The sequence below is a fragment of the Methanothrix soehngenii GP6 genome, assembly GCF_000204415.1.
Taxonomy (GTDB): Archaea; Halobacteriota; Methanosarcinia; order Methanotrichales; family Methanotrichaceae; genus Methanothrix; species Methanothrix soehngenii.
On record NC_015416.1, the window covers coordinates 575,824 to 591,518 of the forward strand.

General features: G+C 50.3%; 11 protein-coding genes. 6 read left to right on the forward strand and 5 right to left on the reverse strand.

Annotated features, from left to right (window positions below):
• Nucleotides 1-48: 48 nt before the first annotated feature.
• Both MCON_RS02825 and MCON_RS02830 read right to left on the reverse strand, forming a co-directional pair.
• Complete coding sequence (locus MCON_RS02825; RefSeq protein ID WP_157863644.1) at nucleotides 49-1,452, reverse strand: C13 family peptidase; 1,404 nt, start codon at nucleotides 1,450-1,452, stop codon at nucleotides 49-51.
• A 183-nt stretch (nucleotides 1,453-1,635) separates the two neighbouring features.
• Nucleotides 1,636-2,139: a hypothetical protein gene (locus MCON_RS02830; RefSeq protein WP_162144989.1), complete on the reverse strand. Its 504-nt coding sequence runs from the start codon at nucleotides 2,137-2,139 to the stop codon at nucleotides 1,636-1,638.
• 238 nt (nucleotides 2,140-2,377) lie between these two features.
• Here MCON_RS02830 and MCON_RS02835 point away from each other — a divergent pair, with 238 nt between their 5' ends.
• Nucleotides 2,378-3,427: an ABC transporter substrate-binding protein gene (locus MCON_RS02835; RefSeq protein WP_162144990.1), complete on the forward strand. Its 1,050-nt coding sequence runs from the start codon at nucleotides 2,378-2,380 to the stop codon at nucleotides 3,425-3,427.
• 86 nt (nucleotides 3,428-3,513) lie between these two features.
• On the opposite strand, the gene MCON_RS02840 is transcribed toward MCON_RS02835, so the two are convergent.
• Nucleotides 3,514-4,827 carry an IS4 family transposase gene (locus tag MCON_RS02840; protein ID WP_083804753.1) on the reverse strand — a complete coding sequence of 438 codons (1,314 nt, stop codon included), beginning with the start codon at nucleotides 4,825-4,827 and terminating at the stop codon, nucleotides 3,514-3,516.
• Between the two features lie 315 nt (nucleotides 4,828-5,142).
• Between MCON_RS02840 and cobN the strand changes: the two genes are divergently transcribed.
• From cobN to MCON_RS16595, 5 genes are read left to right on the forward strand one after another with little or no spacing between them, the layout of a single operon-like run.
• The gene (cobN, locus tag MCON_RS02845) at nucleotides 5,143-8,937 is read left to right on the forward strand and encodes a cobaltochelatase subunit CobN (protein ID WP_394296216.1); all 3,795 of its coding nucleotides are present in this window, start codon (nucleotides 5,143-5,145) and stop codon (nucleotides 8,935-8,937) included.
• Nucleotides 8,924-9,892: an ABC transporter substrate-binding protein gene (locus MCON_RS02850; protein WP_013718539.1), complete on the forward strand. Its 969-nt coding sequence runs from the start codon at nucleotides 8,924-8,926 to the stop codon at nucleotides 9,890-9,892. The genes cobN and MCON_RS02850 overlap by 14 nt, the downstream gene beginning before the upstream one ends.
• Nucleotides 9,893-9,919: 27 nt before the next feature.
• The gene (locus tag MCON_RS02855) at nucleotides 9,920-10,939 is read left to right on the forward strand and encodes an ABC transporter substrate-binding protein (RefSeq protein WP_013718540.1); all 1,020 of its coding nucleotides are present in this window, start codon (nucleotides 9,920-9,922) and stop codon (nucleotides 10,937-10,939) included.
• 32 nt (nucleotides 10,940-10,971) lie between these two features.
• Complete coding sequence (locus MCON_RS02860) at nucleotides 10,972-11,982, forward strand: ABC transporter substrate-binding protein (protein ID WP_013718541.1); 1,011 nt, start codon at nucleotides 10,972-10,974, stop codon at nucleotides 11,980-11,982.
• 30 nt (nucleotides 11,983-12,012) lie between these two features.
• A complete protein-coding gene (locus MCON_RS16595) occupies nucleotides 12,013-12,684 on the forward strand; it encodes a methanogenesis marker protein 6 (RefSeq protein ID WP_232844323.1) in 672 nt (223 codons plus the stop codon).
• 20 nt (nucleotides 12,685-12,704) lie between these two features.
• On the opposite strand, the gene MCON_RS02870 is transcribed toward MCON_RS16595, so the two are convergent.
• Nucleotides 12,705-13,925, reverse strand: coding sequence for an adenosylcobinamide amidohydrolase (locus tag MCON_RS02870; RefSeq protein WP_013718543.1), 1,221 nt, complete (start codon nucleotides 13,923-13,925; stop codon nucleotides 12,705-12,707).
• Complete coding sequence (locus tag MCON_RS02875) at nucleotides 13,922-15,667, reverse strand: carbon-nitrogen hydrolase family protein (protein WP_202795821.1); 1,746 nt, start codon at nucleotides 15,665-15,667, stop codon at nucleotides 13,922-13,924. The genes MCON_RS02870 and MCON_RS02875 overlap by 4 nt, the downstream gene beginning before the upstream one ends.
• Nucleotides 15,668-15,695 lie beyond the last annotated feature (28 nt).

Sequence of the window (15,695 nt, forward strand, 5' to 3'; positions counted from 1 at the left end):
GCGCCCCTTCACAAATAAACTCGGACGCCGTCGATATTTCCCGATCTTTTACAGCCCACCGCTCCTCGAAACGATTTTCTCTACTGGACCAGGCTGAGGTATCACTTCAGGTATTATTCGCTCAAATGGAACCTCATACAAAGGCTTCTTGAATTTCGATCCCGTCTGAGACGACAGGCACTGATGGAAGACATTGTTCCTGTTCAGCCCCGCCTCCAGCATCTGCGGCATGTTGTCCCCCCTTAGGCGCGTGACATCGTTATCCCAGGCATACTGGTATGCTTCGCCAAAGCTGATCCTTCCATCGCCGTCCTCATCCGCAGAGGGCTCGCTGAAGGCCATGATATAGCCGTAGATCGATTCGCTGCCGCTGTCGGATGGATTGGGATCATCGGGTCCGTCTATGTCCGGATAGGATGAAGAATCTGTCGAGGCCGATGTGAATATCACGCGGTTGGTCTCTCCATCTGCTGTCAGGTCGCTTTCCGCGGGCACGAATGTTCCATCGCTGTATTTGCCGATCAGGCTGCCGCTATGGCATGCCTCCACGATAATCGCCATCTCTTTGCAGGTGATCCTGTCCAGCCAGTTGTCCAGATCGCCTGCATATATCGTTCCGCCAGAAGTGCCGGTGGAGCAAACCAGGCCGTCAACTCCGCCATGAGAGCTGTAGAAGAACAGCACCTTATCGTTGACGCCAGACTTGGCGGCAACCTCGTTTATTGCCCATTGCACGTTCTCAATCGTATTTAGCGCATCCACGCCCGTATGGCCTGTATGGGGGCTCAGGAAGTAGATGTGGCTGTCGTCGATCCCCAGGCTCTTGAGAATGCTGTATATGCCCTCGGTATCTTCGTCAAAGGTATCTGGAAGATCATTGAATCCGCACACGATTACCGCCCAGGCGTCACACTGCGAGGCAACTGCCAAGAGACCTGAATCAATCATCCTTATGTCGGAGATTGCATCTGTTAGGCGCGACGGTTTCTTATAAAATGTGATGAGCGCTGGATCAGCCCTGATGGACTCCTTGTCGAAGACCTGGCGAGAATCAACCTTTGGCCACCATTCCGTCTCTATGACCTGCTGATCTCTTGTAACCGCATCCACCACCACCAGCTTAACGGGATGGGCAAAATGCGCTCCTGGCATCTCGTCGATCATAAAAAGCCAGCTTGGGTTCTGGCTGACGATTGCAGCCGAAGGCCGGCCAAAAGTCTCAAAAGCCGGCTCTATCAGAGTACCCTGAGGCAGAATCTCGCTGTACTGAAGTACCTTCAATCCATCTTCCTGGTCGGCGTTAGCCCATAGAGGATTGACAATGGAATTCTGTACTAGATTGGCGGCATCTGCCTTATTTAATAGCGCCTGCGAGCCCCCGAATGCTGGAACCTCAGTATCTGTTGCAGCGGGCTCGGCCAGAGAGAGAAGCTCTGAGCTTTTATTTGCCATTGAGATCATTTCGGGCTTTTGCATTACAGGACTGATCCGTAAATTTTCGGCCGCCATTGCCCCGATTCCCGAAAACAACGGTACTAATAGCAGCGCTCCCACCAATAGAGCGGCAGCTAACCTTATAACTGACGATTTTTCCACCTAAGACATCCTCCTGCGGTAATATAACAATACAATAGGTTATCTTTCAAACACTATCATGCTAGGGTCTTGCCTTTTGGCAGTGCTGTCAAAGACCGGCACCTCAAAGACCGGCCACCATTCTGCATCCATGCTCTTGATCTCTCCACTGACAGCATCCAGCAGCGCAATTATCGCCGGATGGGCAAAATGAGCACCAGGGGAAAGATCAATGAAGAACAGCCAGCTTTGGCGTTCACAGGCCAAATATTCAGGCGCCTTGCTCTCATCAGTGACCGCTTGTCTTACCTTCGATCCAGCATCAATCAAGGCTGGGTACTGATGCATGCGAAAACTACTATCGTTGATATCCACAGCAACTGTGGCAATCATCATCTGTGCGGCATCCTCCTTGGTCATTAGCGTCTGGTTCAAAGAGCCGTTAACTGAATCGGATGCCTGGACAGAATTCGCCAAAATGATAAAAAAAAATGCTGTCAATGCAATGGCACAAAGCGCTAACAAATGCCGGTGATAACCGACTCTTTTGGCAAGCATGCCCAATCCTCAGGCCAGAATGCTTGCTGCTAGGATAAATATCTTCCTGATAGTTCATTATAATACATTGTCATGAATCTCAAGCTAATATTTTATCTGGATTTGCCGTCGAACCCCATCACGGAATCCTTGTGCGGATTTTTTTCCTGTTGGTTTTGCTGATAATGGACTGACATTTACCAAAAGGTTTATTAATCAATTTTATTAGTTTTAACTCAAATTTGATTGATTTAAGGTGATGGTCATGAGACTCAGAAGACATCTATTGAGGGAAGCTCTAAGCATATCGATCACCTTGATTTTGCTTATGGCTGCAGCAACTGTTTTATGCGCAAGCTGTGCTGCACAGGCCGCGTCTGAGAATATTACTATTATCGATTCGGCAGGGAGAGAAGTAGAGATTCCGTATCCAGCTAACAAAGTCGTCTTGCTCACAGCCGACAATTGCGAACTGGCGGTCGTATTGGATGCCCGGGATAAGGTTGTTGGAGTAGAAAAAAGCGCACCCGGTTACGCAGAAATTGGGGAGATGTTCGGGAAAGCAGCAAATGCCGGGGGCAGCCAGGAGCCAGACTTTGAGAAGATTGCAGATTTAAACCCTGATGTGGTCTTGGGGTATAAATCCTCACTTGAGAATGGAGTGGCAGATGAGCTGAAAGGCATGGGAATCCCCTTTGTCGTCTGCGAGTGCAACAGAATTCAAACTTTTGAGAAAGATGTTGAGCTTATGGGCAGGATTCTCGGCAAGGAAGATAATGCAAAAGAGTTTCTTGCCTTTCACAATTCCATAATGGATTTGATTGCAGAAAGGACCCGCAGCATAAGTTCCGATCAAAGGACTTCTCTGTATCTTACTGGGGGCGGGACAACATTTGGCAAAGATGGCGGCATAGAACCGTATTTGAGCGCAGTTGGAGCGAAAAGCATTGGCTCAGAGCTTCCTGGAGAATCATCAGTTACAGTGGATCCTGAATGGGTTTTGGATCAAGATCCTCAGGTGATCGTTCATTGGATTACGAGCTCAAAAATAAAACCAACTCCTGAACCCCTCATTGAAGTGAAGGAGTCTTACTCAAACGACCCCGTTTTGAACATGACGACGGCCGTAAAGGATGGAAGAGTGCACGTCATTGGGTGGTGTTTGTTTAAGGGACTGCGGTTCTCCATAGGTCTTCTATACTGGGCCAAATGGTGTCATCCGGAGTTGTTCCAGGATATTGATCCTGAAGAGTATAACCGCGAATATGTGAAAAAATTCTTGGGTATTGATCTTGAAAATGTGTGGGCTCAGTGAGCTATTACAAAATCATACGGTTCCTGGAGATCGCAATGGGGACCATATAATCTCCGATGATGAGCTGGCCATTCATGCGTCTTCGGTTAAGACCACAATCCCTCCCTGAATCGTTCTCTATTGACATGCGGATCAAGTGCCTCACTTGAACACACATTTAAGACTGTAGAGAAATCATGCTCTATTCCAAGGTAATCCAATATCGCAGACAATAGATGCGAGGAATTTTGGACAAAGATGTTACTCCATCTCAATTGAGTAAAGCGAACCATTTTGGCACCGGGATTTAGTTTTCGCACTATCGAATACAATTTTCTGCTGACAAGAAGCGTCAAAATTGAGACCCAGATTAAGGCCTCAATCGCGTATGGGCTCTTTGTTGTTATCTGATCTAGCGCATATCTGCTCTTCAATTCTTTGAAGATGAGTTCGACTTCCCATCTCCCAGAATAAACCGCTGCAACCTCTGAAGCATTTAATATATCTGATGAAATATTAGTTAGATAAAAGTGATGTTCTTCTGCTTCGGTATTATAAATGGCGACTAATCTAAATATCTTATTATCTTTTTTGCTCTCGCCGCGATAGGATCTTCGGTCAAATGATACTTCCACATTTACATCAAAAATATCATCGGATTTTTCTAGTTTAATATCTTTCAAATGTTTCCCGTTTAGATCAACGCCACGGGTATTGCGTACCTGATTTGTTCCTACTATTAAGGGATTTGCATTGCTCTTGAGGCGAGAGACAAAGGATCCGCCGTTTTCAACTATCCTGCTGAACAGTTGATATTTGTAAAATCCTAGATCTATTAATAATATTATATCTTTTACCCAGGGACCTATTTTTAAGGTCTTTACATCGTTGGTATTCTCAGGCAGTATCGAAATGCTTTTTGGACTATTGGCTATGGCACTTGTTAAAAATGCCACTTTTACTCCTGCAGCCACTTTTCGGGAACGAGTGGCTGGCCACTTATCAGCAAGGCTTTTATGAAGCCGAATAATAGTGCTATCTTGAATCATTACATCCCGAAAGCTAGCTAGACGGTCACCCAAAATCCTACTGGGTTCTTCAGAAATGTGCTCTATGCCGTGAATCACACATTCTCTGAGAAATTTTACCAGTTCTGGAGTGAAACGATCATGCCAACTGCTGTCTGAAATTGATACTTTCCCTCTGACTTCGTAAACGCGTTTCAACTCCACTATAGTTCGATACAACTGTGAGCCATAGCCGATAGCGAGAGTCCAAAACATTATCACTGGATCAATCTTTCTTTCTCTTTCGATCAATCCGCTCTCTCTTGCTTTATCTCGAATCCACTTGGATTCAAACATCCTGGTTAGTTCTTGCTCGACTATATCTTTCTCAATTTGTGATACTCCTTTTCGCATGCTAATCCCTTGGATTGAATATAGTATCACATATTCCATATAAATCTTATTAGATGAACTATTCCAGAAGATAAATTAATGTGCATTTATAACGATTGTGCTAGGAATGATCTGCTAACCGAAGACGCATGGCTGGCCATTGCGAAAGAGGACCGGAAAAGCGGCACGATCAGCTCTGATGAGCTTATGTGATCGATCTTTGTTCCACTTTTTGCAGACGACTAACCGAAAGATTATTAAATCAATTTGACTTGCTTTAATTCAAAATAATGTGATGTGGGAAAGAGCACATCTCATGGATGTACCGGCTTCAAAATTTCAAACGATAACCGAGATAAAAATGGCGATGTCAATATGAAGAAGATCAAGATCGCATATATCAGCACAACAGGGCTTGACGTATTCCCATTAATAACAGCGCTCGAGGAGTTGGAGACAGAAAAAGGTGATGTGGCAGAGGTCATTCTCCGATCCAAAGATGATCTGGCCGATCCAAAGACCATGGACGATTTCATGAGCTTCGCAGTCGGGTCGGATCTGGCAATACTGAGCCTTCACGGCGGCAAGGCGATCCTTGGCAGTTTCGATGAGATAGCCGGTAGACTAAGAGATGCAAATGTTCCGATGTACGCCCAGGATACGTCCAAGCTGGACCCTGAGCTCATGAGCATCTCAACGGTAGGTAGAGATGTGCATACCTCGATATTCCGCTATCTTGCCTATGGGGGAAAAGATAACTCCAAGAACCTGCTCCTTTACTGCCTGAATCAATTCCTCGGCACAAGCTACGAGGTCGGCGAGCCGAAGAGGCCTCCCTGGGAGGGGATATACCACCCGGACTTTGGCTACATTGCCACGCTTGATGAATACTTCCGGAAGAACTACAAAGAAGGCAGGCCCACAATTGGTCTGTGGTTTTACAGCGGCTTCTGGCAGGCCGACAACCTGAGGTTTGTCGATAGCCTGATCAGAGAGATCGAGAGAAGAGATGCCAACGTCATCCCGGTCTTTCTCTACAGCCTGAAGGATGTGGAACTCGGGACCAAGGGCGCCGAATGGGTGATTGATAACTATTTCATGAAAGACGGGCAGCCGGTGATAGACGCCCTGATCTCCACCCTCATGTTCTCCCTTACCATGAAGCCCAGGGATGAGGAGAAGCTTTTTGACAAACCATTCTTCGAGAGGCTGGGCGTTCCAGTGATTAAGGCAATACTGACCTACAACACCGAGGAGGAGTGGAGGGAGTCATTTCAGGGTTTGAATCCGATGGATGTGAGCATGAGCATTGCCATGCCCGAATTCGACGGAATGCTGATAGCGGTGCCCGTAGCCGCCAAAAAGATGACAGAGACTGACACGCTTACCGGAGCCAAGCTAACCAGATTTGAGCCGATCGATGAGAGGGTGCGAAAGATCGTCAGTCTCACCTTGAACTGGGCAAAACTGAGGCATATCTCGAATCAGGAGAAAAGGGTAGCCATAATCTTCCACAACTACCCTCCCAGAAACGACCGGATTGGCACCGCCTTCGGCCTTGATTCGCCTGTATCCGTATACAACATCCTGCGTGACCTTGAAGGGGAAGGATACGGGCTGGAGAGCCTTCCTGAGAGCGGCCAGGTTCTGATCGAGAGCATGATCTCCAGGGTCACCAACGACAGACGCTGGTCGAGCCCTGAGATGATGGCTGAGAAGGCGATCGACCTCGTCCCTGCAGAGCAGTACAGAAAATGGTTTGAAGAGCTTCCCGGGGCCATACAGGAGAAGATGGTCATGTCTTGGGGAGAGCCGCCAGGCGAACTCTTCGTCCACCAGGGAGAGCTCATAATCCCCGGAATCAGCAACGGCAATATCTTCATTGGACTTCAGCCGCCACGTGGTTTCCTGGAAAACCCTGAAGCCATTTATCACAGCCCGGACCTTCCCATACCGCACCACTATTATGCCTATTACCGCTGGATCCGGGACGTCTTCCGGGCTGACCTGGTCATGCACATCGGAAAACATGGCTCCCTGGAATGGCTTCCCGGAAAGTCGGTGGGGCTTTCAGAATCATGCTTCCCAGACATCGCCATATCCGATCTGCCTAACATCTATCCATACATCATAAACAACCCCGGGGAGGGAACCCAGGCCAAGAGGAGGAGCTACTGCTGCATCATCGACCACCTGATTCCGGTGATGCACAATGCCGACATTTATGATGAGATGGCGCAGATCGAGGTGATGCTTCACGATTATACTCATGCGGCATCCGAAGATCCGGCAAAGTTGCCGACTCAGAGAAAGATGATCTGGGAGAAGGTTTGCGAGGCGAAGCTTGACCACGACCTGGAGACAGATGAAGAGACCGCCTTCAGCGACTTTGACAGTTTCCTGGAGAGACTGCACGGATATCTTCATGAGATAGCAGACACTCAGATCAGAGACGGCCTGCACATCTTTGGCGAACCTCCAGAGGGCTCCAGGCTGGAAGAATTTCTGGTGGCCTTGACCAGATTGAAGAACGGAAAGGTGCCGTCTTTGAGAGAAGCTCTGGTTCATCTTCAGGGATTTGACTACGACCATCTGCTGGAGTGCCGGGGAAAGCTTTTGGACGGGGAAAGAAGCGGAGGCCATATCATCGAGGAGGTTCACGAGCTCTCGCTTAAGATCATGAAGCGGTTTCACGAGGCGGGATTCTCCGTCGACGATATCCCGTCAGTCCTATTAGAGATTGTGGGCCGCACAGACCCTGATGTTGAGGCGGTGTTAAGGTATATCGGCATGACCCTTGTGCCCAATATCGCCTCCACGACAAACGAGCTGACCAATACGCTGGTCGCCTGCAGAGGCGGATTTGTGCCGCCGGGACCTTCGGGGGCTCCTACCAGAGGAATGGCCGACATCCTTCCCACGGGCAGGAACTTCTACTCGGTCGATCCGCTGGCGATACCATCACAGGCCGCCTGGAAGGTAGGCATTGCTCAGGCAGAGGCTTTGCTTGATAGATATCTGAAAGAGGAAGGCAAGTATCCCGAGAACGTTGGAATCATAGTTTGGGGCACTCCCATCATGCGCACCAAGGGAGATGACGTGGCCGAGATCCTCTATCTCATGGGAGTTCGGCCCGTATGGGAGCCGCGCAGCGGAAGAGTAACCGGCCTGGAACTCATACCCCTGCAGGACCTGAACCGACCCCGCATAGATGTCACCCTCAGAATAAGCGGCTTCTTCCGGGACGCTTTTCCGAACATCGTGACCCTCCTCGACGAGGCAGTGGAGCTGGTGGCCAGCTTGAGGGAGCCGCCTGAATCCAACTATTTGGCCAGGCATGTGGCAGAAGAGATCGCTGAGAAGGTCGGCCAGGGAATCGACTTTGAGAAGGCAAAAGAGGAGGCATGCTACAGGATCTTTGGCTGCCGCCCCGGCGCTTACGGTGCAGGAGTGTGCGATGCCATCGACTCCAAGAACTGGAAGGACGAGCACGATCTGGCAGAGATTTACATCACCTGGGGGGGCTACGCCTACGGGAAGAAGAACTACGGCATAACTGTGCCCGAGCAGTTCAGGAGGAGGCTTGGCCAGCTGGATCTGACTGTGAAGAACGAGGACTCCAGAGAGTGGGACATGCTTGATGGCGACGATTTCTATTCCTTCCATGGGGGCATGATCGCTGCAGTCAAATCAATCAAGGGGGAGCTGCCCAAGTCGTACTGCGGTGACAGCTCAGACCCGGAGCGGGTGAAGATAAGGAATACCGTTGAAGAGACCAAGCACATCTTCCGGGCCAGGATTCTCAATCCCAAATGGATCGAGAGCATGAAACGCCACGGCTACAAGGGCGCTGGTGACATGTCAAGGATGGTGGACATTGCTTTTGGCTGGGATGCCACAGCTGAGGTTCTGGAGGACTGGATGTACGAGGAGCTTGCCAACAGGTACGCCCTGGACGAAAAGATGCAGGAGTGGCTCAAGGATGTGAATCCTCATGCTCTACTGAATATATCTGAGCGTCTCCTGGAGGCAATAGACCGGAATATGTGGAATGCAACAGACGAGATGAAACAGAAACTGAGAGAGGTGTATCTGGAGATAGAGGGGATGATTGAGGATGACAGCGCATAGGATCGATGAGGGCATCTATCACCCAAAAGATTTGGAGGATAGGGAAATTAGCAGAGCAGCACCATCTCCACCCGGCCGAATTGTCTCCCTGACGCCCATAGCATCAGAGCTTATCTGCATCTTCGGCTGCATCGACAGGATCGTGGGACGGGATGATCATTCCACATTTCCTCCTGCGCTTGGTGAGAAACCGGCGGTTGGGAGCGGCGTTTACAGGACGATCAGCGCAAAGCGGGTGCTGGATCTGGACCCCGATATCGTGGTCACAGGCAGGCGCGTCCCGCAGGAGGAGTTTGAAAAGATAGGGTCTGCAGGCATCCCTGTAGTCGTCATTGGGACTGGCTGCGAGCTGGAGGCTCTCATAAGCAACGCTTGGAACCTGGGCAGGATGCTTGCTACTGAGAAGAAGACGGGAGAGCTCGTAGATTTTTTGGAGAGATATGCGAACCTTATCAGAGATAGGATCGGGAGCCTGAATATCGAGAGCAGACCCCTTGTCTACAACGAATGCGCCTTTAGAAAATATATGACCAAAGCCTGCACAGCCGCGGATGAGGGTATAGCTCTTGCCGGGGGCGCAAATATAGCCCACGGTGAGGATCTGGGCAGGCTGGCAGTGAGCGAAGAATGGCTGATTGGGAATAACCCGGATATAATCATCTCTCAGGTCTCCTCTACTTCTCCAGCAACTGTCGAGATGCTGCTCTCAAAGAGGGATGAGATTCTGTCACGGCCGGAGCTGAAAGGAACCAACGCCATCAGAAACGGACGGGTCTACATAAGCCATCTCTCTATCAGAAGAGGGCCTCGAATGGTTGGATATCTGCTTTATTTGGCAAAATGGTTCCATCCCGAACTGTTCCAGGATATCGATCCGGCAGCGGTGGAAAAGGATATGCTGCAGAAGTTTTACGGGCTCAATCTGGAAGGGGCATGGGCCTATCCAGAGGTATGAAGATTCACATTTAAGGAGCTGGTAAACATGAATGGCAAACTTTTGGGAGGCGCTCTCCTGGCCCTCATCCTTTTTTGCCTCTTGGGGGCCTGTGTGGGCACGGGTGAGGGGACAGATGATATCATTACCATAGTGGACGGAACCGGAAAATCAGCAAACATATCGCTTCCCGTGGATAGAATAGTCTCAATCACATCACGTGCATCTGAGATCATCTCTGTGCTTGGCTCTGAAGATAGGATAGTTGGGCGCGACTCGTATTCCTTCTTTCCTTCATCTCTGAAAGATGTTCCTGTAGTTGCTGAGAGCTCCTACAGTCCAAATATAGAGCTTATCCATAAGATCGATCCCGACCTGGTGATTGCGGACAGTATGCTCTCTGAAGACGATCGAAAGAAGATAGAGGCTGCGGGCATACCGGTAATCGTAGAGACTGCCTTGGACTCCACCACCATAGAGGCATTTGTGAGCCATCTTGGGATTTTGCTTGATAAAGAAGAACAGGCACAAGAGCTCATAAACTTCATCAAAAAATATCAGGATATCATAAAAGAGCGTACTGAAGATCTGAAGTCCGAGGATAAGCCTGCAGTATATATTGAGATCGGATATCCATATAGCACCATGGCTTCAGCAACGACATTCCACAATCTCACAATCGCTGCCGGTGGTATAAACATCGCTGCCGACCAGCCTATCAAATATCCAATTATGGACCCTGAATGGATCGTCGAGAGAGATCCTGATATAATTTTCAGCTATGCTACTAACACCGCTGAAGAGAACTTGACTGACAAGATGAAGGAAATTCATGACGAAATTCTCTCCAGGCCCGAATTGAGCGATGTCAAGGCGGTCAAGGAGGGCCGGGTTTATGTCCTGGGAAATCCCGTAGCATGGGGCATTCGCTCAATAGTCGGAGAGCTTTGGCTCGCTAAATGGCTCCATCCGGATCTCTTCGAGGATATCGATCCAGAGACAGTGGATAGAGAGCTTCTCGATGAATTTTTCGGTGAAGATCTAACGGAGAAGTGCGTCTATCCATGATATTCAAGATAACTTTAGTGGAGTTGAAATAGGTGACTGGCAAAGTTTTAACTGGCCTTTTCATAGCCCTTATGCTTTTGAGCTTCCTGGGGGCATGTGAGGACGCAAAGGCAGAGATGATAACCATCGTCGACGGCAGGGGGCAGTCTGTCGATGTACCGACTCCTGTGGAACGGATAGCCTCGATCAGCTCTCGTGCCTCAGAGATCATATGTGCCCTTGGCGCCTGCGATAAGATCGTTGGGCGCGACTCATACTCGTTCTTTCCACCAGCTCTTGCGGATGTGCAGGTGGTGGCAGAAAGCTCCTATACGCCAAACATAGAGCTCATCCATAAACTAGATCCTGATCTGGTAATAGCCGACAGCATGCTGTCCAACGACGATCGGAAGAAGATAGAGTCTGCGGGCATACCCGTGATTGTAGAGACCACCTGGGATTCAAAAACGGTGGCCACTCCTGTGAGACATATTGGGGTTTTGCTGGATAAAGCTGATCGGGCAGAGGAGATCATCGGCTTTATAGAAAGGTATCAGGGCATCATCGAGGAACGCACTGCTGGTCTCGAGGAGGAGGATAAGCCTGCGGTCTTCTTCGAGTGGTCCAGGCCTTACTATAGCATGGGCAATGGAACGCTCTTCCACAACCTCACAGTTGCTGCAGGTGGGATAAACATAGTTGCCGATGAGCCAGTCAAGTATCCCACAATGGATCCAGAATGGCTCGTCGAGAAGGACCCTGATATAATCATTCGTTACGACTATTCCACTGAAAAAGGAAATTTGACCGATAACATGGAGAAGACGAGAGATGAGATCCTCTCCCGGCCCGAACTTGGCGATGTGAAGGCGATCGTAGATGGCCGGGTCTATATCCTCGGCAACCCTGTGGCAAGCGGCATACGCTCGGTAGTCGGAGATCTTTACCTTGCCAAATGGTTCCATCCCGACCTCTTCAAAGATATCGATCCCGAGGCAGTGCATAGAGAGCTTCTCCAAAAGTTCTTCGGCCTGGAGCCGGACGGCGTGTACGTCTATCCATGAAGGGCGTTTAGTTGAGAAAAACGCTGGTGCATGGCTCTTTATTTCCTGGGCAATGAAGAAGAGGCTGTAGCGGCCAATGAGAGGGCATGGGAGATCCTGAACCAGAGCTGCGAGAAGGACCCGGAGAATGCCAGCATAGACACCCGAAATGGGTCCAAGTCAAACTGCGGCGAACCTCGCAAATTATTGCGAGGGCTTCGCCAATGTTATGGATGTCAGCTTCTCCGGCCTGAAGACCGGATTTCCCTCGCGCCATATATATGGATGAAAAAAGGAAAAAGGATGCTGTTGACCACGAACATGAGAGTTACAAAGTACGTGATACTATCCCCTGAATGCACTGACGTCCTACCTTGTGACGTATCCACGATGATCTACGAATCAAAGCATGGCATAGAGGTAAAAGAGACTTGCTTTGGAGCCATCATCGAAGGCGAGGAGGACGCTATCGAGTCGCTGATCAAGGAGATCAGGGCCCTTGACCCAGCAGGGATTTTTATTAAGGACCGAGGATTCCTTCTGGGAGATCCCAGGCGCTGCCGAGGGGATGCCTCCGGATCTCCGTGCAAATTGCTCTGGATAACATCTGGCAGACGGAGCGGAAGCGTCAGGCCAGGCAGCTACATGATCGAGGCCGAGTCGAAGATGCTGCCCTTGATCTCCAGAGCTTTGGAGTCTATTGCCAAAGGCGAGATTTTATAAAATGAAAAAAAATGTTGCTACTAGCGCATTGTTGCTGCCTCTTCATCCCGAAGCCCGGTCCCTTCGCATATCTCGCTCTTCGGATCGGTCCATTTCTCGCTAAAACCAAGAGCAAATGCCTGGTATACGAACTCCAGGAACACATGCTTATCAAGTGACTTGTGCAAAGAGGAGAGCACCTGCATGTAATCGTGAATGCGGTGGCTTTTGCCTGAAACGGCCGCAGAAATCTGTGCGCCGTAAAGGGCCATGACCTCTGGCATACAGCTTTTGGGAAGAGTGCCCCATACGAACTTGTCCCGCAGATGGACGAGAGCCGCCACGGCTGCTACCGTGAGAGGATCCTTGATTATATTCGAGAAGCTCTTCTCGAAGAGGTCGGCGTTGTCCCTGGACAGAAACTCTCCAATTCCCTGGCACATCTCCCTGCTGTCAATTCCCAGCCTCTCCAGATGGGCCAGTGAGGAGCACTGGCCCGCAGCCGTCAGGCCGTTTTGTAGGGCGAGCGTTTCTAAGACGGCGTCGTGCATGGTGCGACCGATGAGCTCGCCCACCTTCGAGTGCTTGCCGGCAAACGATATTGCTTTTCCCCCAAGTTTTGATGCCACTGCAATCTGGTCTGTTCCAGTGCCCGTAGCAAGACCCTCTGAATATTTGGATCCAACCACTAGCTCCTGAAGGGCAGCAGTCTTGGCCTCAGTGGCGGTGATGACTGCGGTGACCATGGCGCCCGGTGTCAGCTCCCGGTTGAGGAAGATCATGGCGTTTATTGTTCCCGGTCTTCTTTCGCATTCCAGATCTATTTGTCCTTTTGCGCTATCATCCTGCGGCTCGTAATAGGTGGCCGGATCCCCTGCCCTGCCTGCATTTCCCTCCACGCCACCGGTACATACTGTCACGACCTCAAGATCGCAAAACCTCTCGATGCAGATGGCGGCGTTGTTCATATTGGCTGCAGTTCCAAGCGTGGCACACCTTTGGAAAGGCAGGTTGTGGCGGTCGGCCACTTCTCTCTTGTAATCCTCCGGACTGTCAACCGCCAGCCGGTACATCCTGGCGTTCATGTGCCCTCCTGCCGGCTCACAGGACTGGTGGTTGTAAAGATACATGAGGTCGTCATGCATCCCGCCAGCGGAACTGCGACAGGTGGACAGGACCCGGTGAGGAGTCATGAGCCTGGCATAGACTATCTTCTCCTCTCGATATAGCTCAATTCCATCATAGAACTGTGCAAGCTTCATTTTTTTGGCCTCCTTTGTGAACCATTACTGGATTTTCCAGCATTTGATAAATCCAAAAGCACGTCGTAGTCTATGTTCTCCAGGAACCTCTTCTCTCTGGAGTCCTTCGTTCCGAGCCTTGCGATATTGATGGCATCTCCAGTCGGCGGAGAAGAGAGACGGATGACCTTTTCCTGAAATCGGGAGTAGCTGCATAAAAGGCTCTCTCCAATGGCCTGGAGCCCGGCGCAGTCTCCCCATTGATTGGCGACGGCCAGATGCATCTGCTCGCTCAGCCTCGCCTCCCATATGAATCTGGATTTAGCATCGTCCCAGAGGGCAGGCACACAGAGCACGTCGGCGCCAAGCTTTGCCAGCGAGTCTGCAGCCTCCGGAAACAGGAGGTCATGGCCTATGAGCATTCCTATCCTGGCAAAGGGGAGATCATATGCTGCAAAACCGCCGTCGCCGGGGGAGGCCCAGTTCCTATCGCGCCAAGAGAGGTGGACCGCCCTGTACTTGCCCACAATTCCATCGGGACCGATCAGGACGGAGCTGTTGTAGAATCCCAATTCATCCCTCTCAGCCATGCCCAGAACGATGAAGAGATCTCTTTCACCTGCCTTTTGGGAAAATAGATCGGTGACTTTGCCTGGTATCTCCTCCGAGCAGATCTCTGCCACCTCTGCACCGAAGATCGCCCCCGAGGTGGAGAGCTCAGGCAGGACGACCAGGTTGATCGTCGTTCCCTTCTCCCTGGCAGCCTTGGCCAGGGCATCATCTATGAGCCTAATCGCCCTTTTTGTATTTTCTACTACATTCCGGGGCTCAGAGCATAACTGCAGTGTCGCGGCTGTAAAATCGGCGGCTTGCGGCAAACCGAGAAGGAAATCGATGCTGATGTGAGAGTATGGATCCAGGGTTATGTTTCCATAGCATTGAGGCCTTCTCCCGCTCAAAGCATTTTGCGTCGTGACGCCATTTAGCGGCAAAGAGCCGTATATGATGGTATCATCAGGAGAGCTCATCTGAGCTACCGTCTCTCCCTGAGGATTTACTATGAAGGATTGTGCACCATTACAGTCCATCGTCTTGTCCATTCCCGTTCGGTTGCATGCCAGGACGTAAATGCCGTTTTCCAGGGATCTGGCCCGCCAGAATCTTTCAGGATTATGGTGCTCAGGAGGCCAGTTAGCCGGAACCAGCAGGATCCTGGCTCCCTGCAGGGCAGCAATCCTCGCCGGTCTATATGAGTATGAGTCGGCGCAGATCACCATACCGAGCGCGCCAAATTCGGTCTGAACCACGGGAACTGGGAGGTTGCCCTTAGCGGCCCATAGATTCTCCCGAAAGGCGGGGGATAATTTGCGGTATCTGGCCGCTACACCTTTGGTTGGCCCCAGCAAGGCCGCTGAATTGTAGAATATGCCCGTTCTCATGTCGTGCTCAGCCAGGCCAATGCAGATATAGCAGCCAAACTCATTCGCAATTAGGCCGAAGGCCTCAGTAGTGGGCCCGGGAATGCTCTCTGTGAGAGGAGCAATCTCCTTTCTGCTTAGAAAGGCATAGCCGGTAGTGGCAAGCTCGGTATTCACGATGAGACGGGCGCCATTTTGAGCCGCCTCTCTGTTCAAAGCCAATAGTCTGGCAATATTTTTATCTTTCTCCTTCCAGGAAATTGATGCATGAACGAGGGCAACTTTCAGCTCTTCACAGGGCATTTTATTAGCGGCTTCACTGCAATTTGGAGTCATTTGATTCATTCTCGCTGAATTATTTGATGTCTCTCGA

Excerpts from the sequence above, each read along its gene's own strand:
- MCON_RS02870 (WP_013718543.1), bottom strand. The coding sequence starts at position 13,925 with ATGAAGCTTGCACAGTTCTATGATGGAATTGAGCTATATCGAGAGGAG.
- MCON_RS02850 (WP_013718539.1), top strand. The coding sequence starts at position 8,924 with ATGACAGCGCATAGGATCGATGAGGGCATCTATCACCCAAAAGATTTG.
- MCON_RS02825 (WP_157863644.1), bottom strand. The coding sequence starts at position 1,452 with ATGGCAAATAAAAGCTCAGAGCTTCTCTCTCTGGCCGAGCCCGCTGCA.
- MCON_RS16595 (WP_232844323.1), top strand. The coding sequence starts at position 12,013 with ATGGCTCTTTATTTCCTGGGCAATGAAGAAGAGGCTGTAGCGGCCAAT.
- MCON_RS02875 (WP_202795821.1), bottom strand. The coding sequence starts at position 15,667 with ATGAATCAAATGACTCCAAATTGCAGTGAAGCCGCTAATAAAATGCCC.
- MCON_RS02855 (WP_013718540.1), top strand. The coding sequence starts at position 9,920 with ATGAATGGCAAACTTTTGGGAGGCGCTCTCCTGGCCCTCATCCTTTTT.
- MCON_RS02840 (WP_083804753.1), bottom strand. The coding sequence starts at position 4,827 with ATGCGAAAAGGAGTATCACAAATTGAGAAAGATATAGTCGAGCAAGAA.
- MCON_RS02835 (WP_162144990.1), top strand. The coding sequence starts at position 2,378 with ATGAGACTCAGAAGACATCTATTGAGGGAAGCTCTAAGCATATCGATC.